General features: G+C 35.2%; 30 protein-coding genes and 2 tRNA genes. 14 read left to right on the top strand and 18 right to left on the bottom strand.

Annotated features, from left to right (window positions below; translation table 11 throughout):
- Positions 1 to 108: 108 nt before the first annotated feature.
- A complete protein-coding gene (locus tag L6N96_00565; GenBank protein MCP8322657.1) occupies positions 109 to 306 on the bottom strand; it encodes a DUF5679 domain-containing protein in 198 nt (65 codons plus the stop codon).
- A 205-nt stretch (positions 307 to 511) separates the two neighbouring features.
- Between L6N96_00565 and L6N96_00560 the strand changes: the two genes are divergently transcribed.
- The gene (locus L6N96_00560; GenBank protein ID MCP8322656.1) at positions 512 to 922 is read left to right on the top strand and encodes a threonyl-tRNA synthetase editing domain-containing protein; all 411 of its coding nucleotides are present in this window, start codon (positions 512 to 514) and stop codon (positions 920 to 922) included.
- Between the two features lie 310 nt (positions 923 to 1,232).
- On the opposite strand, the gene L6N96_00555 is transcribed toward L6N96_00560, so the two are convergent.
- A tRNA-Lys gene (locus L6N96_00555) sits at positions 1,233 to 1,340 on the bottom strand.
- Positions 1,341 to 1,503: 163 nt separating this feature from the next.
- On the opposite strand from L6N96_00555, the gene L6N96_00550 reads away from it, so the two are divergent.
- Both L6N96_00550 and L6N96_00545 read left to right on the top strand, forming a co-directional pair.
- A tRNA-Asp gene (locus tag L6N96_00550) sits at positions 1,504 to 1,605 on the top strand.
- Between the two features lie 244 nt (positions 1,606 to 1,849).
- A complete protein-coding gene (locus L6N96_00545; protein MCP8322655.1) occupies positions 1,850 to 2,785 on the top strand; it encodes a transcription initiation factor IIB in 936 nt (311 codons plus the stop codon).
- A gap of 23 nt (positions 2,786 to 2,808) precedes the next feature.
- On the opposite strand, the gene L6N96_00540 is transcribed toward L6N96_00545, so the two are convergent.
- Both L6N96_00540 and L6N96_00535 read right to left on the bottom strand, forming a co-directional pair.
- A complete protein-coding gene (locus L6N96_00540) occupies positions 2,809 to 3,567 on the bottom strand; it encodes an orotidine 5'-phosphate decarboxylase (GenBank protein ID MCP8322654.1) in 759 nt (252 codons plus the stop codon).
- 304 nt (positions 3,568 to 3,871) lie between these two features.
- Entirely contained in the window at positions 3,872 to 4,120 is a 249-nt protein-coding gene (locus L6N96_00535) for a hypothetical protein (protein MCP8322653.1), read from the bottom strand.
- A gap of 100 nt (positions 4,121 to 4,220) precedes the next feature.
- On the opposite strand from L6N96_00535, the gene L6N96_00530 reads away from it, so the two are divergent.
- The gene (locus L6N96_00530; GenBank protein ID MCP8322652.1) at positions 4,221 to 5,234 is read left to right on the top strand and encodes an adenylosuccinate synthetase; all 1,014 of its coding nucleotides are present in this window, start codon (positions 4,221 to 4,223) and stop codon (positions 5,232 to 5,234) included.
- A 78-nt stretch (positions 5,235 to 5,312) separates the two neighbouring features.
- Here the strand turns inward: L6N96_00530 and uppS are convergent, their stop codons facing one another.
- The 7 genes from uppS to L6N96_00495 form a co-directional block, all read right to left on the bottom strand.
- The gene (uppS, locus tag L6N96_00525; protein ID MCP8322651.1) at positions 5,313 to 6,095 is read right to left on the bottom strand and encodes a polyprenyl diphosphate synthase; all 783 of its coding nucleotides are present in this window, start codon (positions 6,093 to 6,095) and stop codon (positions 5,313 to 5,315) included.
- 1 nt (position 6,096) lies between these two features.
- On the bottom strand, positions 6,097 to 7,239 hold the full coding sequence (locus tag L6N96_00520; GenBank protein MCP8322650.1) for a DUF373 family protein: 1,143 nt from the start codon (positions 7,237 to 7,239) through the stop codon (positions 6,097 to 6,099).
- A gap of 27 nt (positions 7,240 to 7,266) precedes the next feature.
- Positions 7,267 to 8,073, bottom strand: a complete 807-nt coding sequence (locus tag L6N96_00515) for a hypothetical protein (GenBank protein ID MCP8322649.1) — start codon at positions 8,071 to 8,073, stop codon at positions 7,267 to 7,269.
- 19 nt (positions 8,074 to 8,092) lie between these two features.
- Entirely contained in the window at positions 8,093 to 8,800 is a 708-nt protein-coding gene (locus tag L6N96_00510; protein ID MCP8322648.1) for an acetate--CoA ligase family protein, read from the bottom strand.
- Positions 8,801 to 9,067: 267 nt separating this feature from the next.
- Positions 9,068 to 9,721: a hypothetical protein gene (locus L6N96_00505; protein ID MCP8322647.1), complete on the bottom strand. Its 654-nt coding sequence runs from the start codon at positions 9,719 to 9,721 to the stop codon at positions 9,068 to 9,070.
- A gap of 76 nt (positions 9,722 to 9,797) precedes the next feature.
- Positions 9,798 to 11,162, bottom strand: a complete 1,365-nt coding sequence (locus L6N96_00500; GenBank protein MCP8322646.1) for an NAD(P)/FAD-dependent oxidoreductase — start codon at positions 11,160 to 11,162, stop codon at positions 9,798 to 9,800.
- Positions 11,163 to 11,234: 72 nt separating this feature from the next.
- The gene (locus L6N96_00495) at positions 11,235 to 11,639 is read right to left on the bottom strand and encodes a translation initiation factor IF-5A (GenBank protein ID MCP8322645.1); all 405 of its coding nucleotides are present in this window, start codon (positions 11,637 to 11,639) and stop codon (positions 11,235 to 11,237) included.
- Positions 11,640 to 11,826: 187 nt separating this feature from the next.
- Here L6N96_00495 and L6N96_00490 point away from each other — a divergent pair, with 187 nt between their 5' ends.
- From L6N96_00490 to rsmA, 7 genes are all read left to right on the top strand, one after another.
- The gene (locus L6N96_00490; protein ID MCP8322644.1) at positions 11,827 to 12,588 is read left to right on the top strand and encodes a diphthine--ammonia ligase; all 762 of its coding nucleotides are present in this window, start codon (positions 11,827 to 11,829) and stop codon (positions 12,586 to 12,588) included.
- 70 nt (positions 12,589 to 12,658) lie between these two features.
- Positions 12,659 to 13,981, top strand: a complete 1,323-nt coding sequence (locus L6N96_00485) for a signal recognition particle receptor subunit alpha (GenBank protein MCP8322643.1) — start codon at positions 12,659 to 12,661, stop codon at positions 13,979 to 13,981.
- Positions 13,982 to 14,080: 99 nt separating this feature from the next.
- On the top strand, positions 14,081 to 15,262 hold the full coding sequence (locus tag L6N96_00480) for a tRNA pseudouridine(54/55) synthase Pus10 (protein ID MCP8322642.1): 1,182 nt from the start codon (positions 14,081 to 14,083) through the stop codon (positions 15,260 to 15,262).
- Positions 15,263 to 15,356: 94 nt separating this feature from the next.
- Positions 15,357 to 15,650, top strand: a complete 294-nt coding sequence (locus tag L6N96_00475; GenBank protein ID MCP8322641.1) for a hypothetical protein — start codon at positions 15,357 to 15,359, stop codon at positions 15,648 to 15,650.
- A 23-nt stretch (positions 15,651 to 15,673) separates the two neighbouring features.
- Positions 15,674 to 15,994 (top strand): RNA polymerase Rpb4, encoded by a 321-nt coding sequence (locus L6N96_00470; GenBank protein ID MCP8322640.1) that lies wholly within the window; start codon positions 15,674 to 15,676, stop codon positions 15,992 to 15,994.
- 258 nt (positions 15,995 to 16,252) lie between these two features.
- Positions 16,253 to 16,807 carry a DUF655 domain-containing protein gene (locus tag L6N96_00465; GenBank protein ID MCP8322639.1) on the top strand — a complete coding sequence of 185 codons (555 nt, stop codon included), beginning with the start codon at positions 16,253 to 16,255 and terminating at the stop codon, positions 16,805 to 16,807.
- Entirely contained in the window at positions 16,804 to 17,571 is a 768-nt protein-coding gene (gene rsmA / locus L6N96_00460; GenBank protein ID MCP8322638.1) for a 16S rRNA (adenine(1518)-N(6)/adenine(1519)-N(6))-dimethyltransferase RsmA, read from the top strand. The genes L6N96_00465 and rsmA overlap by 4 nt, the downstream gene beginning before the upstream one ends.
- Here the strand turns inward: rsmA and L6N96_00455 are convergent.
- Together L6N96_00455 and L6N96_00450 are read right to left on the bottom strand one after the other, a co-directional pair.
- Positions 17,548 to 18,111, bottom strand: coding sequence for a methyltransferase (locus L6N96_00455; GenBank protein MCP8322637.1), 564 nt, complete (start codon positions 18,109 to 18,111; stop codon positions 17,548 to 17,550). The genes rsmA and L6N96_00455 overlap by 24 nt on opposite strands.
- Before the next feature lie 98 nt (positions 18,112 to 18,209).
- Entirely contained in the window at positions 18,210 to 19,319 is a 1,110-nt protein-coding gene (locus L6N96_00450) for a TGS domain-containing protein (GenBank protein ID MCP8322636.1), read from the bottom strand.
- A gap of 48 nt (positions 19,320 to 19,367) precedes the next feature.
- Between L6N96_00450 and L6N96_00445 the strand changes: the two genes are divergently transcribed.
- Positions 19,368 to 20,069 (top strand): hypothetical protein, encoded by a 702-nt coding sequence (locus L6N96_00445; protein ID MCP8322635.1) that lies wholly within the window; start codon positions 19,368 to 19,370, stop codon positions 20,067 to 20,069.
- A 1-nt stretch (position 20,070) separates the two neighbouring features.
- Here the strand turns inward: L6N96_00445 and L6N96_00440 are convergent, their stop codons facing one another.
- Together L6N96_00440 and L6N96_00435 are read right to left on the bottom strand one after the other, a co-directional pair.
- A complete protein-coding gene (locus L6N96_00440) occupies positions 20,071 to 20,328 on the bottom strand; it encodes a hypothetical protein (GenBank protein MCP8322634.1) in 258 nt (85 codons plus the stop codon).
- A 101-nt stretch (positions 20,329 to 20,429) separates the two neighbouring features.
- Positions 20,430 to 21,056 (bottom strand): endonuclease III, encoded by a 627-nt coding sequence (locus L6N96_00435; GenBank protein ID MCP8322633.1) that lies wholly within the window; start codon positions 21,054 to 21,056, stop codon positions 20,430 to 20,432.
- Between the two features lie 134 nt (positions 21,057 to 21,190).
- Between L6N96_00435 and purN the strand changes: the two genes are divergently transcribed.
- Both purN and L6N96_00425 read left to right on the top strand, forming a co-directional pair.
- Positions 21,191 to 21,907 (top strand): phosphoribosylglycinamide formyltransferase, encoded by a 717-nt coding sequence (gene purN, locus L6N96_00430; GenBank protein ID MCP8322632.1) that lies wholly within the window; start codon positions 21,191 to 21,193, stop codon positions 21,905 to 21,907.
- Between the two features lie 34 nt (positions 21,908 to 21,941).
- A complete protein-coding gene (locus L6N96_00425) occupies positions 21,942 to 22,826 on the top strand; it encodes a bifunctional 5,10-methylenetetrahydrofolate dehydrogenase/5,10-methenyltetrahydrofolate cyclohydrolase (protein ID MCP8322631.1) in 885 nt (294 codons plus the stop codon).
- A 245-nt stretch (positions 22,827 to 23,071) separates the two neighbouring features.
- Here the strand turns inward: L6N96_00425 and L6N96_00420 are convergent, their stop codons facing one another.
- The 3 genes from L6N96_00420 to L6N96_00410 form a co-directional block, all read right to left on the bottom strand.
- Positions 23,072 to 24,043 carry an aldo/keto reductase gene (locus L6N96_00420; protein MCP8322630.1) on the bottom strand — a complete coding sequence of 324 codons (972 nt, stop codon included), beginning with the start codon at positions 24,041 to 24,043 and terminating at the stop codon, positions 23,072 to 23,074.
- Between the two features lie 115 nt (positions 24,044 to 24,158).
- Positions 24,159 to 25,946, bottom strand: a complete 1,788-nt coding sequence (locus tag L6N96_00415; GenBank protein ID MCP8322629.1) for a DUF2070 family protein — start codon at positions 25,944 to 25,946, stop codon at positions 24,159 to 24,161.
- Positions 25,947 to 25,952: 6 nt separating this feature from the next.
- Positions 25,953 to 26,129: a preprotein translocase subunit Sec61beta gene (locus L6N96_00410; protein ID MCP8322628.1), complete on the bottom strand. Its 177-nt coding sequence runs from the start codon at positions 26,127 to 26,129 to the stop codon at positions 25,953 to 25,955.
- Positions 26,130 to 26,354: the final 225 nt, after the last annotated feature.

Below are 26,354 nucleotides of genomic sequence, written 5' to 3'. Positions count from 1 at the left end.
CATCACATTAGTATATGTATCTAATTATTATTAAATCAAATATTACATAATAAAGCATTACATAATAAAATATAACGAGCAAATATATGAAATGAAAATATCAAAGGATTAAAAAAATAATTTTAATAGCCCTAATTTTCCTTTTAGAGTTTTCTTCTTTTTACTATATCTACCCATTCTATAAGTTATAGTTCCGCATACAGGACATGTACCTTTAATAGCTGGTCTCTTATTCTTTAATGTCACTTGTTTAGGTTTTTTGATCTCCACTTTCTTCTTACACTTTACACAAAATGCTTGAACCATTTTTATCTACTCATTCGGAACTCATGAGTTAAGCATAAAAATATTCGTATCTAATTTATCATACATACGCGTAAAAGATTATTCATGGAATAAAAAATCATCTTTTACACATAAATAATTAAAATCCTAAAAAAGTATTCTCCTATACGAAGTGTTTAAGTACAGTTTGATTTTTAGGTTTTGTTGAAAAACTGGTGGACCGAATTTGAAGGTTCTAGAAATTCATTGTTCATCTTTCAGTTATCAAGTCAAAAAAAGTACTCCTGTTGCCGAAGACCCTGATCCAGAAAGCGAGAATTTAAAGGATGTTTTAGTTTGCTTCATATGCTTTGAAAAGAATGATGAAGATAAAGTTGAAGAGCTATTAGATAAGCTTGTTAAAAACGTCAAAATGGACATTTCCAGAATAAAATGTAAAAGCGTTCTTATTTATCCTTATGCACACCTTTCTAAAAAGCTAGGCAAACCTAGATTGGCAAAAGAGTTACTCTCTGAACTCAGGAATAGACTTATTGGTGAAAAAATAAATACTCATAAATCGCCATTCGGTTGGTATAAATCTTTTAGCCTAGAGTGCAAAGGACACCCACTCGCTGAAGCTTACAGAGAATTTTGATTTGTAAAGCAATATAAATAAAAATTCCGATATCGGTTAGACCTGATAGGAAATATAAACCTTCTTTTTTTCATCCATTTTGGATAGAATGATGAAAATTTTTTTTACTTTGGCATACATCCACTCTAGAATTTAGGGTTCTTCATAAAATCCTTCATATTCGTCAAAAAAACTGTCATTTTATTATAAAAATTATGATCACGTAACTTTGAGGAATTCAAGGTGATAATAAATTAAAGTTTTTCACGGATGAAAATTTTCAGGTCTTTAGAAAGAAAATTAGTGTACAAAAATTATACCGAAATAGAGGCGGGCCCGCCGGGATTCGGACCCGGGACCCATCCCCAGGAAAACTCCTTCCGGGTGGCTTCTTTTTTAATTAAAAGCCCGGTGCTCTACCTGACTGAGCTACGGGCCCTCGAACCCGCCAATAACTCTATATGACATCATTTATAATAGCTTTTCAGTAAGATTTAGAGTAGAGATATAATCTTAGCTTGAGAGATTAGAAAGAGGTAGATAGAAGCTTTAAAGGAAAAATTTTTAACTGGAATGGTTACTAGCCATATAACATAATAGTTGCCCTGGTAGTATAGTCCGGTTAGTATGGGGCGCTGTCACCGCTCCGACCCGGGTTCAAATCCCGGCCAAAAGGGAGAAAAAGATACCCTTGCCGAAGGGCGCTAACCTGGTTAGGAGCGTGTTGAAATTTTAGCATAAATAGGTTTCTCTTGTAATAAACTATATGTTTTTTCTCTCATTACAATTTTTTAAGTTAAAAATATTATACGTGAAAAATTATTTTCATATTTAATATTTTTAAATTATTAAAAATTATTTTTATATATCTTACCGAAAAAAGGGAAAATTTATATATTAGATTCTTGAATTAAGAATTCCAAGTAAATAAATCTTTTGGTGTATATTTTGGTTTCTGAAAAAACTTCAGATATTTTTAGATTACAAAGAATTGTAGATCGTTGCCCTAAGTGTGGAAAGGGGCCTATGATAGCAGATAGCTCAGCTGGCGAGTTGTTTTGTAGTAATTGTGGTTTTGTAGTAAAAGAGAAGATAGAAGAAGTTGGACCTGAGTGGCGCGCTTTTTCAAAGGAAGAAAAAGAGAATAGGAGTCGTACAGGAATGCCTTCTTCACTAGCAATGCATGACATGGGTTTAGCCACAATTATTGGAGTCAAGGATGTAGATGCCTCAGGAAAATCTCTTCCTTCATCAATGAAAGCCACCATTGTACGCCTTCGTACTTGGGATAGCAGAAGTCAAGTTCATCAACCAGTAGACAGAAATTTAAGGCAAGCATTTAGTGAGTTGGATCGACTTGCTGACAAACTTAGTGTAAGTGATGCAGTAATAGAAAAAGCAGCATATATTTATCGTAAGGCGCTCGAAAAGGGCTTAGTTAGAGGGCGATCTATATCTGCACTTATAGTAGCATCCTTATATGCAGCATGTCGTGACACAGAAACTCCTAGGACTCTTAAAGATGTCAGTAGCATTAGTAATATCAGAAAGAAAGATATAGCGCGTTGTTATCGTCTACTCCTAAGAGAAATGGATATGAAAATGCCTGTAGTAAACCCAGCTAAATGCGTATCTAGAATTGCAAGCGAATCTAAGCTTTCAGAGAGAACTCAAAGAAAGGCTTTAGAAATTTTAGAGAAAGCTATAAAAATGAAGACATCAGCAGGAAAAGATCCTATGGGTCTTGCAGCAGCAGCACTATATGTTTCGTGTGTCCTTGAAGGCGAGAACAAGACTCAGAAGGACATCGCTGAGGCAGCAGGTGTTACAGAGGTCACTATACGCAATCGTTACAAGGGCTTGAAGGCGACTTTGAAGATTTGATATTAATTCGCTTAAAATAAAATCTAATAAAAAGTATCTTTATTGATCTTAACAGCTACAGATACTGAATCTTCTGAGAATAGTATTGATCTACCGATGACTATAAAATCTGCACCCGACCTTACAGCTTTAACCGCATTACCACCTTGAGCACCTACTCCAGGGGAGAAGATCAATAGCTTTCCTTTTGTTCGAGATGATATAGATGATAATATCTTCAAATTAGTTCCACCAACGACTATTCCATCTGCATGCCATCTCTTCGCCTTCTGAATGAATAATTCGTACAACTTTTTCTTTTCATCATACTCATTTAAAATTGTTAAATCATAACCTTCTCTTGCACCTTTATGGCTCATATATACCAGTAGGATTACTCCCTTTCTCATTTCGTGAGCTCTTTTAATCATTGGCTCAAGGCCTCCTTCATAACCAACGAATGGATTTGCAATAACAGCATCAAAGTCTGCTCTCCATAGATAATCACTTACTATCAAGTTGGTTGATGCTATATCATTTAACTTCAAGTCCGCTATAACTTGTAGATCGTGATCATGAGCGAGATTTACTATCTTCTTTATTTCTTTAAAGTTCAAAGGTAAGAGAAGATGGTAGTTTAGCTTGACTGTGGCAATATAAGGCGATAATCTTCTCATAATTGACAAAACTCTCTCCAGAAGTTTTGACTTTTCATCATCAACTATATCAAGGGCCAACACTATCCTACTAGAATGTTTTCTCATTGAGTACTGAATCCTATCTACAAAGTTCTGCTCTTTCATTTTTCAAGTTCAACCAATGAATATGTCTTAACAAACTTTATGATCTTTATGCACACTGTCTTCTTAAAAGCATAAGTCTGCTTTGATAGGTCTTTTAATTCGCAAAGTTTTATAAAATCAGATTGCTTTAATCTAGTGTTCTTCCTATTGTGCATATTTTTAATATAGATTGATTTTTGAGTAAAAACTTCCAATAAATTAAAAGAAGTAATTTATAATCTAAATGTATCTAAAGTTCATAAAGCTTTAAAAGATGCAAGGAAATTCATTGAAAATGATTATCTCGTTTTAAAGGACCCTGGGGTTATTCTTCTTTAAACTTTAATTCAACAAACATCAATCTATCACCTTCCACCAAAACCCTATAAGTTTTTTTTAAATCATTTTTATAGAGGTACCTCTTCAAATACGTTTTGACAAATCTCTTCTTTAGTTTTACCTTTTTTTCTTCATCATCTAATATTATTTCATCACCTTCTATAGACGATTTAATAGAGTGCTTCCCCTCTAAAAAATTCGCTAGATCATTACTTCTTTCTTTTAATTTACCCAAAACTATCTTGAGCATAATCTAATCAGTAAAGCATCATTTTTAATTCTTTATTATATATATCTTTAATTATCAGTTTATTTATGGTCGTAATGATTAGGTGATGGTTGTCACTGTAATAGTTGGAGGTTTCTTTGGAGATTGTGGGAAAGGAAAAATAATATCTTATCTAGCCATGGAGGACAATCCTGCTATAACTGTCAGGGGAGGCGTAGGTCCAAATGCTGGTCATACTGTTGTCTTTAAAGGAAAAAGCTACAAGCTTAGGATGCTCCCTAGTGCGATACTAAATGAACAGACGAAATTGATGATAGGTGCTGGAGTTATAGTCGACCCCCAAGTACTTTTAAACGAGATTAAGATTTTTAATGTTGATTCAAGAGTTATGGTCGATTCGCAGTGTTGTATCATCGAACATGATCATATAGAGCGTGATAAAAGGGGTTATTTAAAGGAGAAGATAGGAACTACAGGATCAGGTTCTGGTCCGGCTAATTCAGACAGGGTTTTAAGGGTTGCCAAAGTTGCAAAAGATTTTCCTTCTTTAAAGAAATATTTAGGAGATGTAGCCTTTGAAGTTAACACATCTATTGATAGTGGCTCAGATGTTATACTTGAAGGCACTCAAGGCACTTTTCTCTCTCTCTATCATGGAACTTATCCATTCGTAACGTCTAAGGATGTAACTGCATCTGCTATCTGCTCAGATATTGGAATAGGGCCGAAAAAGGTAGACGATGTTCTGATTGTCTTTAAGTCGTATGTTACAAGAGTCGGTGAAGGCGAGTTGCCTAGGGAGATTAGTGAAGAGGAAACTATTAAGAGGGGATGGGCAGAAATAGCTACAGTAACTGGTAGGGCGAGAAGAGCGGCGCCTTTTAATTTTGAGATTGCAAAGCGAGCTGTGATGTTAAATAGTGCGACCCAGATAGCTATCACTAAATTAGATGTGGTCTTTCCTAAAAGTTATAGAATTACTCGTTTTGAAGATTTACCATTACAGGCAAAAAGGTTCATCGAAGATATAGAAAATTCATTAAATTTGCCAGTATCGATTATAAGTACTGGTCCAGAAGTCTTTGATACAATTGATAGAAGAGGTTCAGGGCTAAAATAGATCAGGTTTAATAAGCCTTAAAGACTAAAATCATTCATAAAAGTAAAAATGAATCCGATGATCTACGGTTTCTATAGATTAATTTCCAAACCTTCTCTTCCTTCTCTGATAGGTTCTTATTGCCCTCATTAGATCGATCTTTCTGAACTCTGGCCAATAGGTATCTATAAAAACGAACTCACTATAAGCACTTTGCCACAATAAGAAACCGCTCAACCTCTCCTCTCCAGAAGTTCTGATTATAAGGTCAGGTTCAGGGTGCGGAAGATGTGAAGTATATAGATGCTCCTCAATCATCTTTGGAGTAATATCTGAAGGATTGATTTTACCAAGTGTAACCTTTTCAACTATACTCTTAACACCATCGACTATTTCCAATCGTCCACCATAAGCGATGGCAACATTGAGAAAGTGCTCATTATAATTTTCTGTAGCCTTTTCGATCTCAACTAAAAGTTTTCTTATAGTATTGGGGATTAGATCAAGCTTACCTAAGGCCTTTACACGAATATGATTCTTGTGAATTCGCTCATCCTGCATTAGATTTCTGAGTTTTTCTCCTAAAAGATCGAATAACTCTTTTATCTCTTCAGGTGATCTTTGTAGGTTCTCTATTGATAAGATATATAAAGTTACAGTCTTGATATTAAATTCGTGGCACCATTCAAGAAGTTCTTCAGCTTTTTCTGCACCAAGACGATGGCCGACCAATCTTGTAAAAGAACGGGATTCTGCCCATCTTCTGTTTCCATCCAATATGATCCCTATATGCTTAGGAGCTTCAGTCTTGCTGATCTGGTTACTTAGATATCTAGTGTAAAGTTTATAGACACCTGCTACTCTAAATAACGAGTCAAGCAATTTAAGTCCTCTTCACTTTCCTATGATGGCGAATATATTGATAAGCTACCATCGAAACTAAAAATGTTACCATAAGTCCTAATAAGAGCTGTGATACGAGTGTAAAGACGCTCTGTTCTGGATTTATCAAGATTTGTGAAAATTCGAGTAGAGGTATGTAAAGAAAAACTAATATTATAATTGCAAAGACATCCTGCCATATCTTTACACTTTTTCTTATCCAATGGGATACTGTAGAGTATACAAAATATATAGAGAGCCCAACCCATGTTAGAGGGATTGCTTCTTTCATAAAAAATCCAAAAAGTAAAGGTCCATGTTTAAATATTAATGAGACATCACCCAAAATTTCAAGATATTCAGGTAAATTCGACATCGCAATAAATGCTCGATATAAAGCAACACATATAACTAAAAGTGTTGTCACTATAGAGAAGAATCGGAGATATGAAGATGGTCTAGTCTTCTTTATAGATATCTCCATCTTCTTTATTGATGTAGTATATTTAATTAAATCGAAACCCCATGCCACCAAAGCGATACCAAGAATTATAGAGGTTATTTGTGTGGCAAGTTGAAGTAAATTAAAAAGACTAAGAAAACCTGTAACAAGAAGTAACAATCCAGGTACCCCCAAAGAAAATTTAGAGTATTTAGGGTCGGTAAAAAGCGTTTTTAAGTATCTACCAAGAACAGCGTAAGATTCTTCTACACTTTTACTATGTTTTATAACAACCCTTCTCACAGAAATTACAGGACCTACTCCTAATAAGATAGGTAATATGGCACTATCATCAAATCCATCTGATACTAAGATCATTCCATTTGCATTGAATCTCTGTATCACCTTCATCAGTTCAGACCTTAATTTCTGGTCGGCTTCAACTCCTTCTTCAGATGATCCAGCTATCGCCGCTACTTCACATTCATGACCTTTACTCACTAACTCATCATACTGCTTTACTGCTGCAAAAATGGCGTTAGCATCGGCTTCTTCTGGATCTGCAATAGATAATTTTGTTGCTGCCGCTATACAAGATTCTCTGCCAATTAAAGGAGTTTTTATTTTTGCCTTAACGCCTATATCGTCATCTCTGTCTACACTAAGTATTAGTATCTTTGATGAACTTCGCTCCGCGCTCAAAGTCTCAATATAATAAAGTTGTGAGTATTACTTAAACGATTCACTTTTATCTTCTTCAAATAAGATCTTTAACTCATCCCAACTCAGACTTTTTCCTTTTGAAACTTTATCTTTCACTTTAGATCTAGCTACTTTGAGTAGGCGTTGCTTTTTTTGGAAAATTTCTGCCTGTACATGATTCAAAATTTCTTTAAGTTCAACTACATCTTGCTTTATCTCATTATCCTCCTTTAATAATTGCTGCTTAATCATGATGATTTTGTCTAACATTTTTTTACGATTTTTCAATTCAATGAGGAGTGAACTATTCGCCTCATCCACCTCATCTAATTTACTTTTAAGAGAGTTGACTTCAGATAAAAGCGCATTTAGTTCTTGTCTCATCTCATATGCCTTTTTCCAAAGGTATAATTCAAATTCTAATTTCTTGATGTATCCCACAAGTTGTTTTTCTTCATCTCTTGTAAGACTCATTGTCTGAAGATCCCATTCTATTTTTTCTAACTTTTCTGTAAGTATTTTTTCAGATTTAGTTGGAACTTTATTCTGGAACTCCTTGAGAGCCTTATTTACTTTATCAACCTTATCATCTATTTCGATCATCTTTGCTATAATTGGCTTACGTGTTTCTTTGAGTCGTCTTATCAATTTATATTGCTTTGAGAGAGTGTTTCTCTCTTTATTCTCCTTAATCTTATTTTCTATTATCTCTTTCCTTAGATCACGCTCTCTTTGAGCCAGCCTTTCAAGCTCATAGATCAGACTAGACCTATATTTGATTCGTGAATAAAATCTCTCCACCATATCATCTGAATTCTGTTCATCTTTGGGCATTAGTTTCTGACTCCATTATTTAAGTAAGAATTATTCTTGCACTGACTGCAATCAGTCCAAATTGATAGACCATTATAGGGTTTAAATCAATTTGGTCGATTTCTTTGATATATGTCATTAATTCGGAGACTCTCACCAAAGCATCTGTGATAGAGTTTAAGTCCAATTTTGGAGAACCTCTATAGCCTATTAAAAGAGGATAGCCCTTTGTCTCCTGGATCATCTCTAAAGCATCAACCTTAGAAATGGGGATAATTCTGAAGGATGTATCTTTAAGGAGTTCAATAAAGACACCGCCAAGACCGAACATAACCACTGGACCAAACTGTCGATCTCTCACTGCTCCTATAGCTACCTCTATTGTTGAAGGTTGCATCTTATGAACAATGATACCAGTAATTCTTGCATCGGGTACCTTCTCTTTAACACTCTTTTGAATCTCTTTGAATTTTTCTGCAATCTGATTCGAATTGATTATACCTAACTTTACACCTCCCACATCGGTCTTGTGCATTATATCAGGAGATACAACTTTAAGTACAATTGGGTAGCCAAATGCCTCAGCTATCTTTTGGGCTTCTTCTACACTGGTAGCTAATTGAAAAGTCGGCACAGGAATACCTATAATAGCCATCAAAGTCATACTTTCTGATTCGAGTAATACGTGCCTTCCCTTGGATAGGGCACTCTCGATTAACTCAAAAGCTTTTTCAAATCGTATCTTCAACTATGAGACACTTCCCCTTAATTATTCTTATAACATTTAATTTGGATTATACAAGATTATATATCTTCTAATTCAAAGGTTATATTCTGACGATTATTGCTACAAAATTTCCTCCACCAGCAGTTACCAAGTCAAGTCTCTCTTCAAACCACGTTCTTTTAAAGCATTCAAAAGTGTAACGAGTATCCTTGTTCCACTGCCATTTTCAAACTGTATTTAATTATGATCTATCATTTGTTCGGAAATACAATTAAGTAGTATAGCTAGTTAAGAATTAGGATAAATATTATCATCGGGAAGTTTTCTTAATGTCTCTAAAGCTGCTGCCTTTGCACCGAACTCTGCAATTTTTCTATCATCTGCGCTTCCAATCACTATCGAGTCACCATCATCTGGTTTTAGTTTTGAAATCAATATGTTATGAATTTCAGGCGAATGTTCAGAGAAACTTTTCTTTAGTCCAGGCATTATCAACTTATTTTTAGTGTATATCAATGTTGTAGCCCCTGAAGCACCTGCCTTAAGTGCAGCATCCCTCTGTTCTACACCCTGTTCTACGATCTTCGCAGTACCTTTAACTAAGATTGCAATATTAAATCGACTCACTGAGTAAGAAGATGGAGGAAGCTCTAAAACCTCTGAGATTCTTGAGTTTAGGTCCCAAAAAATTTCCTTGCCAAAATCGGTGAGTATACAACCGAGCTTTGTAGATTCGATCATACCTTCTCTCTGCAAACGCTTTATCAAAGTACGGGTCGTACCCTCTCCTAATTGTAGAATAAGCGATAATTTTGCTCTGCCTATGGGTCCTTTAGATCCGACTATTTTTATAATAGTAAATACATGAACAGGTGTGAAAGAAGGATGTAAACCTGGTGCTACCTTTTTTGTGATTGCATCAATTATCTCTAAAAATCTCATCTTCTTAAACTATTTCATCAATTTCTTTAACTTACTATTTAATTTTGCGATTAAATAGTAAGTTTTTTAGAATATATTATATTGAGATATTGCTGGTCCTTTTTAGTATTTCCTTAGCAACTATGAGACCAGAAGTAGATGATTGCACAAGACCTCGTGTAATGCCTGCACCATCTCCAGCAGTGAATAGATTTCTAATCTTTGTCTCAAGAACTCTATTAAGCTCTAACCTTGAAGAGTAAAACTTTACTTCTACTCCATAGAGAAGGGTATGTCTCGAATATATACCCGGGGAGATTTTATCAAGAGCACTTAACATCTCTTTTACATCACTCAGATACCGCCCTGGCAAAGCAAAGCTCAAATCCCCTGGATTGATATCTTTAAGGGTAGGCTTTACAATACTTCTATTCAACCTTTCTAACGTAGACCTCCTGCCAACCTCGAGGTCACCTAGCCTTTGTACTATAACGCCACCAACTAGTAAGTTTGCAAGTTTTGCCACATACTTTCCATAGGCTACAGGCTCCTTAAAGGGCTCTGTAAATGATGTACTTGCAAGAATTGCAAAGTTCGTATTTTCAGACTTTTTACTTTTATAACTATGACCGTTTACAGTTATTATATCATCCAGCCGCTCAGTTACCACAAATCCTTGAGGACAAACACAAAAAGTCCGAACTTTATCGTCAAAAGATTTAGAATAATAAACGAACTTCGGTTCATATAATACATCTGTTAAATTGTTCATCACAGCCGCTGGCACTTCAATTCTTAAACCTATATCGACTGGATTGTTGGTCGTTCTTAAACCAAGCCTAAAGGCTTCACGCCTCAGCCAATCTGCCCCTCCTCTGCCAGGGGCAACTAATACATACTTTGCTAAAATCTCTTCTCCATCATCAGTTCTTACACCCTTTACTTTATCGCCTTGAACAAGGAGATTGCTAACAGGTTTTTCAAAAATAACTTCTGCTTTACCATCTATCTCTTGCCTCATCTTTTTTAGCAGTTGGGTGCATAGATCGGTTCCGAGATGCCTTATACGACTTGGGATTAGTCTCAATTCAACCTTTGCTGCCTTTCTTGATATCTCAGCGATAGCATCATCGTCATCACCATAGATCGTGTTCGGAGCGTTAAACCTTAAGTAGGTCTCGTCAACTTCTTGCATCAACTTTTTCAACATCTTCTTACCTACATAGTCCTTCAGCCATCCTCCAGTTTCTGTGGAGAACGTCAGTTTACCATCACTAAATGCACCTGCTCCACCCCAGCCGCAAAGGATAGAATCTTTAGTTCGAATACGTTTTGATATATCCTTTCCTTTTTCTAAGATAAGAACTTGTAAATCTGATTTATTACAAAGTTCTATGGCAGCGAAGATTCCTGCTGGACCTGCACCCAAGATGATTACATCATAACTTTCAAGACGAGCCATCTAAATTGCCTTTAAATTGAGGTTTTCTGAGGCTTTTAAGAGTTTTCTTAAATCATCATAGAAAGATAATCTTTAGCCTTTCGTGCGCATGATCTTCCTTTTCCCCAAGACTTTCCAATACTCTACCTCTATTCCTGAAGATATCGTGTCTTTTAAATTAAGCTCATCAGTTTTAGGAGACTCAAAGACCTCAAATGTTTCAAGATCCATAACTTGAATTTTATCTTCTAAAATAGCGATTACTTGGCCGCTCCTTTTCTCTACGATTGGAACTTGTACCATACTAGAAACAGGTGCCACCATGCTCCTCTTCGCGTTATCGAAGAGCCCCATCGCTACAACTCTCGCCTTTGCAGATCCATGCTTACCTGGCTTTGACTTGTCATATGAAACTATCCTGCAAGCTTCGTCATCAATTATTATATAGGAACCTATCTTCAAACTACCTAGGTTTACTGGCTTGCTCAGTTTTAACACCCACATTCTTACAATCAAAAAGGGATATATAAATAAAATACTGCAATTAAAGTAGATTAGGCTTAAAGTATAAAAAATTAGAAAAATATGAATGATAAATATCAATCCTAAAAGTTTTTTAGCAGTTTCAGGAATGAAGTATCTGACCTAGATGATATGGATGTATATCTGAACAGTGATGAGGATTATGAGTTATGATAGGTCTTCTTTTAAAATATCAGATTTAATTTTGTCTAAATTGAAAAAAAATTCAAATAGCTCTATTCATTCAAGGCGGGTTAAAACTTTAATTTTATCTTCAGGAGGGAAGGATTCCATTTTAGCGCTTCATAGAGCATATGAGTTAGGATTTAATATAAATGGGATCATAACTATATTGCCAGAAGATCCTGAGAGTATGTTATACCACACCTACAATGTCATACATGTGGAAAAGATAGCAAAGAGTATTGGAATAAAATGGTATGGAGTTGAAGCTAAAAAAGAAGAGGAGGAAAGAGCTTTAGAAAAGACATTATTGCAATTAGATGCTGAAGTATTAATCAGTGGAGAGATAGCATCAAACTACCAAAGGAAAAAATTCGATCGAATTACAAAATCTGCAAATATGGGACATTACACACCACTATGGGGCATGGAACCTCATGAAGTTCTAACAGAAATAATCTTAATGAAGATTGATGCGATTATAGTAGCTGTCGCAGCCTATGGATTAGGTAAAGAGTGGTTAGGAAAGCGTTTAACAGAGAAGAGTATAAGTGAGTTGCTGAAGCTGTCAGAGAAGTATCATTTTAACCCTTCAGGTGAAGGTGGAGATTTAGAGTCTTTTGTATTAGATGCACCACTTTATAAGAAAAGATTGAGACCTGTAAATGTGGTTAAAACCTGGGAGAAGGATAGAGGCTCTTTAGAGATTGAAAAAATAGTATTGGAAGATAAAGTAAGATGAGTTCTTTGGAAATAAGTTATTTATTAAAGGCTTTTATTATGAATAAATAAGAGTAGAGTTAGATGAGAACATGTTAGAAAGGCTGAAGGAAGGACTTCAGGCAGCGATAAAGAGGATTTTGACAGCGACCACGATTGATAAGCAGTTGATAAAGGATTTTGTGAAAGATACACAAAGGGCTTTATTGCAAGCAGATGTAAACGTTAAACTGGTTTTGGAACTCTCATCAAAGATTGAGAAAAGAGCTCTTCATGAGAGCCCACCCCCAGGCTTGTCAAGGAAGGACCATATAATAAAAATTCTATATGATGAGTTAGTCAATATATTAGGTACTGAGAGCAAACTTGACCTTTCAACAAAAAAGGTCAATATAATTCTTCTTATGGGAATTCAGGGTTCAGGGAAGACATTAGTAGCAGCAAAACTTGCAAGATTTCTTCGTAAGAAAGGATATAAGGTAGGATTAATATGTGCAGATACTTTTCGCCCTGGAGCTCTTGTACAGTTAAGAACTTATGCAAAAGATGTTGGCATTGAAGTTTTTGGTGATGAGGAGTTCAAAGATTCTATAAAAGTTGTTATTGAAGGTTTAAGAAATTTTAGAGAGAACAAGAACGTTATAATCGTCGATACAGCTGGCAGGCACAAAGAAGAAAAAAGTCTTTTAGATGAGATGAGACATATTTCAAACAAAGTAAAACCAACACTAACACTACTTATCATCGATAGTACCATAGGGCAACAGTCTTATGCTCAATCCAAGGCTTTTCACAAAGCTGTAAATGTTGGAGGGATAATAGTAACGAAGTTAGATGGTGCTGCTAAGGGAGGTGGCGCACTGACCGCTGCAGCAACAACTGGAGCCAAAGTGCTATTTATAGGTACAGGTGAGAGAGTAGATGATCTAGAGGCTTTTTCGCCTACACGATTTGTTGGGAGGCTCTTAGGATTAGGAGATATCAAAGCCCTTGTTGAGAGAGCAAGAGATCTAGAGATAGAAGCTGATGAGAAGAAGGTTCAAAGAATAATATCTGGGAAGATGACTATAGATGATCTCTATTATCAATTAGAGCAGGTTAAGAAGATGGGTTCTTTAAGGAAGGTTCTAGAGCTCATCCCTGGACTTTCATCATCTATTTCTTCTGAAAGCTTAGAGGAGTTGGAAGAAAAAATGAAAACGTGGAAGAACATAATTCTTTCTATGACCAAAGCTGAAAGGGAAAACCCTGAAATTTTAAATTCATCCCGAATCAAAAGGATGGCCAGAGGTTCTGGTACAAGTGAAAAAGCAGTTAAGGAGATGCTCTCAAAATATAGACAGACAAAAGCTATCATCAAGGCTTCTAAAGGAAGAAAAATGAGACAGATGCTGAAAAGGATGGCTCTGACATAAAATAAATCTGATAAAATCATCCATCTTATAAAATTGATCTAACGAGTTTCTATTTCTTTAATTCGGTCTAAGATTGATCATCAAGGTGTTGAGGTGACTGTGGTTGAAAAGAGCTTATTTGAATTAGCAGACTTGATACTTGTCAATTATCCACTATGTGGAGATTGTCTTGGAAGGCAGTTCCCAAGTTTAATAGAAAAAGATGACAAACTTAAGAGAATGATTAAAGGTGTTTTAACAAGAAAGAAAAGATGCTTTATCTGCCAAGGTATAATGCAATCTCTAAAAGATGTTATATCTAAGATAGTCAAGAAATTGGGAGACTACGAGTTCGATAACTTCCTTATCGGTGCAACCCTCCCTAGAGAAGTCATAGAAAATGAGGATGAGTTAAGGGCTAAGTTCAAGCTGAGAGGCGGAGAAGCTATAAAAGGCAAGATAACGAAAGAGATAGGAAAGACAATAGCTTCAAAGACTGGTAAAGAAGTTAATTTTCGTAATCCAGATGTAACTATTCTAATGAACTTTACATCTGGAAAAGTCATAATATCGTCTAAACCAGTATTTGTTTATGGGAGATATTTAAAGACAGTGAGGGGGTTATCCCAAAAAAGGAGAAAGTGTAAAGAGTGTGTTGGAAAGAGATGCAACATATGTAGTCATACAGGTTTTCTGAAGGAGGAGAGTATTGAGCAAATACTTGCTCAAAGGTTAATAGACCACTTCAAGGCAAAAAAAGCTAAGTTCACATGGATTGGAGGTGAGAGCGTCGAGAGTTTAGTATTAGGTAACGGTAGACCTTTCTATGTAGAAATACGTGAACCTAAATTACGGCATTTTAATACATCATGTATACCTGAATTTCATAAAGGTATAATTCTTAGAGAGATTCGAGTAGTAGATAGAAAGCCGAATAAAACTCCAAGCTTTATCGTAACAGTCTCTGCTTATATAAGATTTATAGAGGATGTAGACGAATGCAAGATCAATATACTCAAAAAAGCATTACAGAATACTGAGGTCAAGGTTAAAACCTTGAAAAAGATTTTTACGAAAAAGATATTTGATTTTGATATAGAGAATATAGATAAAAGAAGGGCTAAAATTTCCTTTAAATGTGAAGGAGGACTTAATATAAAGATGTTTATTGGGATCTCCAACTTATTAAAAAGAGATATAATAGAAATATCGCCAAATATATCTAAAATCTTAGGTGTAGAAGTTGTTTGCTATATTTTCGATATATTGAATTTGGAAATTATAAGGCAAGTTGAGAGATGATAAAGCTTAACGAAGATAAATCGATTACAACTTATATAAACAAGGAAAGCTTATAGAGATGGATACCTAATATTAGACAAAATGGAGATGTAATATGGTACATAGCAGAGGTTTTAGGCGCAAGACAAGAAGCTTATTGACTAAGAAGAAAAAAAGGAGTTTAATGTCTTTTCTACACGAATATAAGGTCGAAGATAAAGTAGTAATAAATATCGATCCAAGTCAGGTTAAAGGCATGCCCCATAGGCGTTATCAAGGTAGAGTAGGCACTATAGCAGAGGTAAGGAGAAGGTCAGTTGTGGTAACTATACAAATGGGTGGAAAGGTTAAGAAAGTTATCGCAAGATTAGAGCACGTAAAGCCACATGTCGAAAATGTCTCAGTTTAATACTCATGATTTAGGTGATTTTATTGAATGAAGGTAAAAAAACCGTTATATCCATACCAGAAGCTAAGGAAATATTAGAAAAGATAGATGTCGAAAAAGCTGATCAAATACAGAAAAGGACGTTAGACTACGTTACAAAATTCTCAAAAACTACACCTGAAAAAGCAACAGGGATTAAAGAAAAACTCGTAAAAGAGTGCTCATTGACAGATGAGGAAGCAACGGAACTGGTCAATATAATGCCTGGGAGTATTGAAGAAATGAGGGTTTTTACATCTGGTTGGAAGAAACTTTTACCTACTGATACTATCAAAAAAATATTGAAGATTTTATCTGAAGTTTGAGAAAAATCATGATTCTAGAGATCAATAAAGAAATCTCTTAAAGGAAAGCATAAATAATTATATACCTATTAATATCGTCTAACTATGTTCCGAATAAAAAATTTCATTAATTTATTTACAAAAAATTATCGAAGATTAGGTGTCATTGAATGGATAGACGATTTTCCTTATAAAAAATAACATAAGACTGAATATCCTGATGATTTGGTGAGAACGAATCAATTATATTTATAAAAAGAGTGAAAAAGGTTATCGAAGATGAAGTCTTCAAAAAGATACGAAGAGTACGCGTATGTTTTGGACTTCATCCCCCGTGGCATATCTATTAGTATAAAGGGAAGAGAAGGACCACTACTTCATGCAATAGGAGGAGAATGGTCAACTCTTCTCGAGATATTGGCTATGAACAGAGTCAATTTTGTAATTGGAGAGAGAATTCGCATTTCAAGAGAAGGTAGGGAAAAGGTAATCAGTGTCTTAGGAAAACTTGAATATAATGATTTGACAAATGGAGCCAAGAACGAACTAACGAACGTTTGTGAAAAAATCGTCCGGCATAATGAGAAAAAGTATGTAACTTATTTTAATGAGTTACAGCCTGTGACGCCAAGGCGCCATGCTCTTGAACTAATTCCGGGAGTAGGAAAGACACTTGTAAGGCAGATTTTAAAAGAGAGAGAGAAGAAACCTTTTGAGAGTTTTGATGATATCCAAACTAGAGTTGGGTTAAGAGACCCCGCTAAGCGCATCGCAAAACGTATGGTTACAGAAATATCAGGCAAAGTAGGCATAACGATATTTGTAAAGAGATGAAGAGGAGAAAGTTAGGGCAACATTCACTAATAGATGAAAAACTATTAAACGAGATGGTCACGGTTGCAAAGATATCTGACAGAGATATAGTTTTTGAGTTTGGCTCTGGTAATGGGAACTTAACTAAGATCTTATGCAATAGGGCTAAAAAAGTGATATCATATGAAATAGATGAGATTCTTTACAATAAAGTCAAGTCAAGATTAAAAAAAATAAAGAATCTGAAGTTGATCCATGGTAATGCTCTTAAATCGAGACAGAATTTTGATAAAATAGTCTCAAATATTCCATACTCAAAATCAAGTGAATTCATAAAATGGTTGATAAAGAAAAACTTTGATATAGCTGTAATCACTGTTCAAAAAGAGTTTGCTGAAAAATTACTTTCGAAACAAGGATCGAATGATTATAAAGCTATTACAGTTATAGCAAGGTCATGTTTCGAAATAAATCCTTTAAAGGAAGTCAGTAGAGATTCCTTCAAGCCGAAGCCGAAGGTCAGTTCTTTTATACTGTTATTAAAGCCTAAGCTTGACAAGATTGATAATGCTACTATCTCATGCATAAAGCTACTATTTTCTTTCCGTGGAAAAACAGTTGGTGCTGCAATAAAAACGATCTATAAAAAGCGAGGTAAGAATCACAATCAAAATTATCTTTTTGAGAAATTTGATTCTATAATGTGCCAAAAGAGGGTTGAGCAATTGTCAATTATAGAGTCGGTAAACGTTGCAAAGGAATTAGTGAATCTTCGATGCTTTTAGTATGAAGATTTCTTCATAAAATAATTTAAGTGACTCTTTTATCCTAACTTCAAAACCCTTTTCCCTAAGTATCTTGAATATTTTTTTATAATTCGATATATTAGACAAGAGGAATATTATCGATCCTGAGTTAGACAATACATTTACAGAGTCCTCAATAAATTTCTTCACCACTTCTATGCCTTCTTGTCCTCCATCTACAGTTAAATCGATTATTTTTTCAGATGGGAGATAAGGAGGGTTGAATACGATCATGTCAAAGCAGCTCTTACGAAAAGGGCTTGCTCCATCACAATGGACTAATTCAATATTGTTACAGTTAATAGATTTAAGCTTAATCTTAGCTTTTCTTATTGCATTTATACTAATATCAGTCCCTACTGTAAAGGAATTTTTAGATAGTTCAACAGAAATGTAGCCTGACCCTACTCCTATCTCCAATATAACCTTGCCAGAATGTCTTTGAGTTACCCTAGCAAGAAGAAAAGTATCTTCTGCTGGCTCATATAAACACTCGTCTATCATCCTAAACTCATTCAAAATTATACATCGATTTTTAAAGAATGAATATCGATTAATAGTTATCTAAAAGACTAGACTAGATGAATCCTTTGACAAAAAGAGAAAAAGGTATGCTGTTAATGCTCTTTCAAAGTGGTTCTAATCTCGATTATATCACCATCTCTTAATTCAAAACTACGACCGACTCTAATCCCTTTGTAAGTATTTTCCCTCCAAAGCCTTGCGTATTTAAAGAATCTTGCTAAATCTTTGTGAATCTTATCAGCAACATCGATAGCTTTGGCTCCTTTTAGCATTAGTAAGGGCTTTTGTGCAATTTTCCCATCTATTACTTTTGTATATATACGGATTAAATTGAGTTTATGCAAAATTTGTAACGCCAACTTATCTAGGCTAATAGATGAGTCGAATATGAGTTGATTAGGAAGTAGATTCTTTAACTGATTAATACACTCTCTTCTCAAAGTGACGAATATAGCCTTTTTCACGATCCTACCATATAAAGCAGACTCAATATCGTCAATGGTAGAATCTGTGGTTATCTTCACTACAGCATTGTTAATCTTATAACTGGATATGAAATCGTTTATTTCTCTCTCATCACAAGTATAGGAAAAACCTACTATTCTTATTCCTCCACTTGATGTTTGAGCTATTTCGACCTTTGGATAATCTGAACATAAATCTATATTGTGAGATTCGAACCAATCAATTACATCTTGGGCATAACTAAACGGTTCGTAACCTAAGACGATAAGTATACCTTCTGCATTTCTAGCAAGGTTCATAAAACGTTCAAGTTTCCCTTCACCTATTCTTTTATCAAAAGGGACAACAATCAACTGAAATTGAACACCAGCTCCCTTGAATACACCCAAGATAGGTCTCATCAAAGATTCATGATTTTTTATATCAGATCTAACTAAGAGGTTAAAGAAAGATGTAGCAGTCTGCAAGGTACCAACAATAGCCAGTTGGGTGAGCTCCCCCTTCTTAACAATCCACTTTAATCTAGAAGACCCTCTGCGTTTTGACCTTGCCCGATCTACCTCATCCTCTAAAGATGATATCTGTCTCTTGATCGATTTCTCTAAGCGCTCTGTTCCTTTATGCTTAGGAAAGCTCGAGTAGAATTCCTTTAAGAGACGGAGTTTTGTAACTGGATCTCGAGCAACTACTGCCTCTGCCCACTTTGCCTTGGCTTTCTCTGGGAGATTTGTAACCATTAAATTGAAAAATATCTAAGTAACCTAAAAAATCTTGGGGCGAACAAATTGAAGAGAATTTCAGTAGCTCTTGTAGAGCCAACTTATGAAGTAAATGCTGGTCAAGTAGCTCGAGTTATGAAAAACTTTGGAGTAGACGAACTAATATTCATTAACCCAAAGTTGGACTTAAGTCATGCAAGAAAGTTTGCATCTCATGGCGTAGATGTTCTTTATAGAACAAAAAATATGGACTTTGAAGAATTGATCAGGAGTTTCGATGTAATAGTCGGGACCACAGCGATAACATGTAGTAAATCATCCAATATTCTGAGGAAGGCGTTGACGCCCAAAGGTCTCGCTGAAAATTTGGAAAGCATCATAGGTAAGGTTTGCTTACTTTTAGGACGTGAATCTACAGGATTGAAAAATGAAGAATTGAGACTCTGCGATTTGGTAGTAAGTATAAGGACAGGAACTGACTACAAAACTTTGAATATATCACACTCTCTTGCTATATTGTTGTATGAATTATCGAAGAATGAAATATCAGTCCCCGAAGATATAGCATCCAAAAAAGATAAAGAAAGAGCCATTAGCTACTCGATCGAATTGGCAAAGATGTGTGGGTTCACAAAGCATAAAATCCCTTTGTTAGAAGAAGCGATGAGAAGATTGTTTGGAAAAGGTAAACCTACCCCTAGAGAAGTTTATCTAATAATGGGCTTGCTGAGGGAGGCAAAAATAGCTTTACTAAGACCTAAATCTTGATTTATAATAATGGTCGACTTTGGGCCATTAAGGCGGGTTCAGTTGCAATAGAATCGGAAGTCTCCATATTATCTTTAATAACTGTTGAAAGACGGGGCTTCCTATTTTTCCTTTTAAGCCAAGTACCATATAATTTTCCACAATCTTTACACTTGACACCTGAATCAGAGTAAAATATTATGTCTCCCCCGCATAAACACTCGCCGAAAATGCCACACTCTTCAACTACTTGAACTATACGAAGCTTTTTCGGTCGCATAATAGTATTATAACTATAGTTATAATATATAAATCTATTGTTTCTGTCCTAATAATCGAACTAACATATCATATCATAATTTATGCCTAAAAAGTTATTTTTTAGGTTTCTTTGTTAATGTTTAACTTGTAGTATTCGCATAAATGCTTTAATAAGCATAAATAACATCTAGGTTTTATTGGTTTACATACACTTTGACCAAACTTGACGAGTAATTCATTAAACTCTAACCAATATTTTTTGTCTATTATCTCCATCAACTCCAATTCTGTCTCCTCTGGACTCTTTGTATGAACAATGCCGAGCCTATTTGTGATACGATGTACGTGAGTATCGACTGGGATTGCAGCTTTACCAAATCCGTAAACTAAAACACAATTCGCTGTTTTCCTACCAACAGACGGTAAGGATATTAAATTTTCAAAATCACTAGGCACTTTCCCATTAAATCGTTCCATCAGTATTTTAGAGACTTCTTTAATTTTCTTTGCCTTTACACGATAAAATCCAGCATTTCTAATTAATTCTTGTATTACCTTTTCATCTGCCTCTGAGATTTCTTTCATACCCTTATAGACTGAGAATAGTTTCTGGACTGCTTTTTTTGTATTTTCATCCCTTGTCCTCTGGGAAAGTATCGTTGCTATCAGGATTTTAAAAGGATCTCTTATACTACTATGATTTGTTTCTACTAAAGCGGTATTCTCCAATGTATATGTTTGGACCATCTGTCTGATCTTTTTGATCAAAAATTCTGAATTCATTACTCAGGGTAATAGTGTGTTTGGGAAACTTTTAAAAGATGTTGTAAAAAAGTGAATAAAAGTAAAATCCTCGATCTTCAATTTTTATTGGTGGAATTTTGAAAAAAAATACTCTTGGTGTGTTAGCTTCTGGCAGGGGATCAAACTTTCAATCTCTGATAGATCATATAAGACTCGGAGTGTTGAAAAATGTAAGATGTGGAGTCCTAATTTGCAACAATAAAGATGCCTATGCATTGAAGATTGCAGAAAAAAGTGAGATAGAAAGAAAGTTTGTAGACCACAGAAATAAAGAAAGGGTAGTCTTTGATAGTGAAGTTGTCGATGTGCTTAGGGATCATGATGTAAACTTGGTAGTCCTTTCAGGTTTCATGAGGATAATTAGCCCTTACTTTATTGATGAGTACAAGAATAGGATCATGAATATACATCCCGCCTTATTACCTTCATTTACAGGTCTGCATGCACAAAAACAAGCTATCGAGTATGGGGTAAAGGTATCTGGTGTCACCGTACATTATGTAGATAAGGTGGTAGATGTGGGACCCATAATCTTACAGAAACCTGTTATAATAAAAGAAGATGACACGGAAGATACCCTTTCTGAGAGAATCTTAGTCTTCGAACACAGGTTATATCCAAAAGCGATTCAATTACATGTAGATGGCAGATTGAAGATCGAAGGTAGGAAAGTAAAGGTAGATTACAGTGATCATTGGGAGGAAAGATGGAAAAAGAGACAAAAGGTGTATGTTGAATATCAAAAACAATTATGGGCTGAACAAGGCAAGCCTTTGGATAAGTCGATAGGATGAAAGTGTCCATTTTAAGAATAGATTGGTAGTAAATATGATGTCAAAAATCATTGATGGAGAATTAGTTGCAAAGAAGTTTAAAGAGATAATAAAGAAACGAGTGGTAGATTTGAAAGAAAGCGGTGCATCGCCTACATTGGCTACTGTGCTTGTTGGCGATGATCCTGGTTCTCAAAAATATGTCAAGATGAAGGAAAGAGATTGCCAGCAAGTTGGCATATCCTCTTTATCACATAATCTTCAAAAAGAGATAAGTGAAACTGAACTAATACAACTTATTAATAAACTAAATTTAAAAAAAGATGTATATGGTATTTTAGTCCAATTACCACTTCCAAAACATATCGATGAACAAAAGATAATATATACAATTTCTCCCGATAAAGATGTGGATGGGTTACACCCTTACAATATGGGTAAACTGATGAGGGGCGAATATAGTTTTGAATCGTCTCTATTACCTTGTACACCAAAAGGTATAATGGAACTATTAGCTTATTATAAGATTAGAATAGAAGGGAAACATGCTGTAGTTGTTGGTAGAAGTGTTTTGGTTGGTGGTCCTATGTCAAAAATGCTTTTAGATAAAAATGCTACAGTTACAGTTTGTCATAGTAGAACTGTTGGAATTAGTGAATATACAAAACAAGCGGATATTTTGATAAGTGCAGTTGGTAGACCACCAGAGATATATGGAGAAACAGGATTTAAGATAACAAAATCTATGGTAAAGAAAGGTGCTGTTGTCATAGGTACAGGTGTTGGATATCTTGGAAAAGAATCATTTTTTGATATTGATTTTAATGAGGTAAGGGAGACGGTATCGTATCTAACGCCAAAATTCGGCAGTGTCGGACCGATGACTAGAGCAATGCTTTTGAAGAATACAATTATTGCAACACAAAATATACGGATGTAGTTTTTGTTCGTAAAGATTCATAAAGTATAAAGGTCCTAATCTTTGTCAAGCATAGCCAAGGTCAAATATCTATCATCAGTATTAATCCTTATTGGGCTTTTTTTCATCATCGACGCTTTATTCTTACACGCGATCTCCTTTAACTATTCAAAAGTTGGATTAGAGCAACTGGACAAATACTTTAGCCATCTCTATGTTGGATTGGTTCTGGTTTTCATAGGTTTGTGGGGCTTAAAAAACAATGATCATAGATAAAAGTTATTTTCATGAAGATCTTTGATTTTGTCTAAATCTTCTTGGTTTAGCAAAATGCCGTCAGAGGCAATAACATTTTCTCTTACTTGTTTTTCATTTCTTACACCTGGGATCGTGACAGAAACAGCCGGATGGTTTAAAACAAACTTAAGAGCTGCTTGGGCCATGGTTCTATTTGATCGTTTGACTAAAAATCTTAGTTTTTCGACTTTAGGTATTTCTTCGATTAATTTAGATCTTGGTAGATTTTTACTACGGTGATCGTTCGAAGGAAATTTTGTCTCAGGAGTAAACTTGCCAGTTAAAAGTCCGAATTCAAAAGGAACTCTTACAATAACTCCGATTTCATTTTGTAATGTTAAAGGGAATAGTTCCTTGGCTGCTTCAAGCTTTAGGAGGTTATACACTACTTGGATAGTATCGCCAGGATAACCTCTTTGCATTAGTTTTACTGCATCATCCACACTTCTTACTGAAACACCCCAAAATCTGATCTTTCCTTCATCTTTCAACCGCTCCATTGTTTCAAAGCATCTTTCTCTTTGGATCTCTTCTAATGATGGACTGTGAAGTTGATAAACATCGATTATATCCTTCCTTAATCTTTTTAGGCTACCTTCTAAAGATTCAAGTATGTGATTTTTGGAAAGATCTCTGCCACGATCTCCTTCATTAGTTTTTTTATAACCGACCTTTGTTGCAATATAGCAATCGGACCATCTGCCTTTTAAGGCCTTACCAATTACCTCTTCACTCCTTCCTAGACCATATATATCAGCTGTATCGATGAAATTTACACCTAGTTCCAAAGCTACCCTAATCGCTTTTATAGATTCATCATCATTTACACTGCCCCAACCTCCAGGTCGATCTCTGTACTCTACAGGACCACCAATTGCCCAAGTTCCTATACCGATCTCCGAGACTCTAAGGCCAGTCTTCCCTAAAGTTCTGTATAACATCCTATACCGTTGATATTCAACGAAAAGTTAAGTGTTCTGGGAATCTATCATAGATAAAGAGATTATATTCTCACATAACTAAAAAATCTAAGAACTCAATTTAGATTTAAAATGCTTAAGTAATTATTGCAGTTAAAAGAAGGATAAAAAAAGAAATCGTTATTATAACGATACCGCCTTTTTTAACTACGTAGAAAGATCTATCTAGAACAATCGATAGATCGTCGATAAGTTTTGTGCCAATAACCTTTACCGAGGAATTCACACTCCTAACCTTTAATTCGGCTCTGGATATACGCTCTACTGCTTTATTGATAAGTATCTTTATAGCTGCTGATAACTCATCTAATCCTGTCCTTTCTCCTAAAGCGATGTAACCCTTTAAATCGGATATCTTGCCAGCTGTGACATGTGTATCAGAAGTACATAACTCTAAAACTGGGGCTTCTGAATCTTTGAAATTTTTGATTAACTCCTCTCTCAGACCTGGAATTGCATTATTTGAATCAGAGACTATTATGCTATACTTCTTATCGTCAATATTTAAAATGAGAACGCCGAGTCCGGCAGGTCCTATATCATTCCCTAAACGAATATCGAACTCTGAAGAGTGGGCAGAACCAACCATCAAATCGTATTGATCGCTAGACTTTAAATGGGTCAAGGCGTTCTTAATAGCTTTGATAAGGTCTTCATAATCTTCGTCGCTGATGAGCTCTCCTTGCGAATTATGCGTATCAACTATCATAACGTAATTATAACCCGATTTTAAAGCCAAAGTTTCTACCTTATGCTTTATACCCAACGGCAAATCCTCCATCCCAAAAGGAGATAAAGTTGGCATTACAAATACTAAATCTCCAAATGCTATACATGTAACTGTCGCTTTACCCAACTTGGCAAATACAGGTGAACTGCAGGTCTGTCTCGTAGCTATAGTTTTAAAGCCCTCAAAAGTTGAAATGTAGTTATCTACTTCCACTCTGGAAGGAAGGTTTAGTTCATGGCCGGAAACACCATGAAGAATTAGGGGCGATAAGCCTTCATCTAAAAACCAATTTCTGAGGTAAAGAGGTAAGTTGCTACTTCCTACTGGATAGAACGGGCCTGGATGTACTTCCGGGATTACCAGAGTCGGCTTCGAACTATCTTTATCAAATATCATTAAATTTGTCTTTACGGTTTGCCGAGAACTCATCTTCTCTATGAATTCTTCAATAAATTCAGGGTGGTTGGCGGCCCATGCTGTAAGAAATGCACGAAAAAGTTTCAATGAACCCACTCCAATTAATTTGGCACCTGATCGATCAACTATGATTAGATAGATTATAACTAAGGTTACGATTCCTGCCCCAACTAAAGCAATGATTATGTAGTTGGTGGTTATTTGAATGATCGGAAAAAGAAGCAGTATAAGTGATAATAATATAGGTTGAAAAAATGCACTAAAAATTCTCCTCAGCATACTCCCATAAAAGATAGAAACTGATACCAACATCCTGAAAGCCATAACGCAAAAGAAGCCTAAAAGTAAAAAGAAGACATATTTCTCAAAATGGATCGAGAAAGGTATGGAAAATATGAGACCTAAAAAGATGATTGAAACCCATATAGAGTTAGATATGGATGAGAAAACAATAAGCCTTCTAAAGGTCACCAATGGATTGTCCCTCAAGATTGTCTTTTCGAATAAAATAGATGTAAAAAGTACTGCTTCAAAAGCAAAAAGAATTATGAATGTAAATGCGTTGATTTCGTATAGTAAAAAATGTGAAGAAATGAATAATGTAGCAGATGCGATAAAAGCTAAAAGAACCGCTGTCTTAATCGATGGAAGAGTGAAAAGAGCATGATACTTACTAGTAATATTTGACTTAGGGTCCTTCTGCAGATATTTCCCCACCTAGATTTATACTGATAAAAAGATGTTTAAGAGGATGGAGATAATTACTATACCTATTGCTACTGCCATAACTATCTCAGGGCGAACTTTGGCCCCTCTACTTTCATCTTCGAAAAAGCGAAGAAGTCCAGCACTGGAAACAGGCATCGGGGATCCGCTCTTCTTCTTTTTCTTGCTGCTCAAAGAATAGCCTCCATCACGAGTTTATGCATATCTATTTAAAATGTGTTACTTTTTAACATTGTTATTTTTTAATGGCGTTATTGTTCTATTAACTTAAATAATCGATCGACATAATTGGGTTAAAAGAAATGGCAGATTTTAATTCATTATTTACCGAATTACAAAAGCGTTCGAGCTTGGACAAGAATGATTTGTTAAAGTTAATAGAAGAAAAGAAGAGCAAAG

This window comes from Candidatus Methylarchaceae archaeon HK02M2 (genome assembly GCA_024256165.1).
Classification (GTDB): Archaea; Thermoproteota; Nitrososphaeria; order Nitrososphaerales; family JACAEJ01; genus HK02M2.
This window is presented reverse-complemented; position numbering and strand designations above follow the sequence as displayed.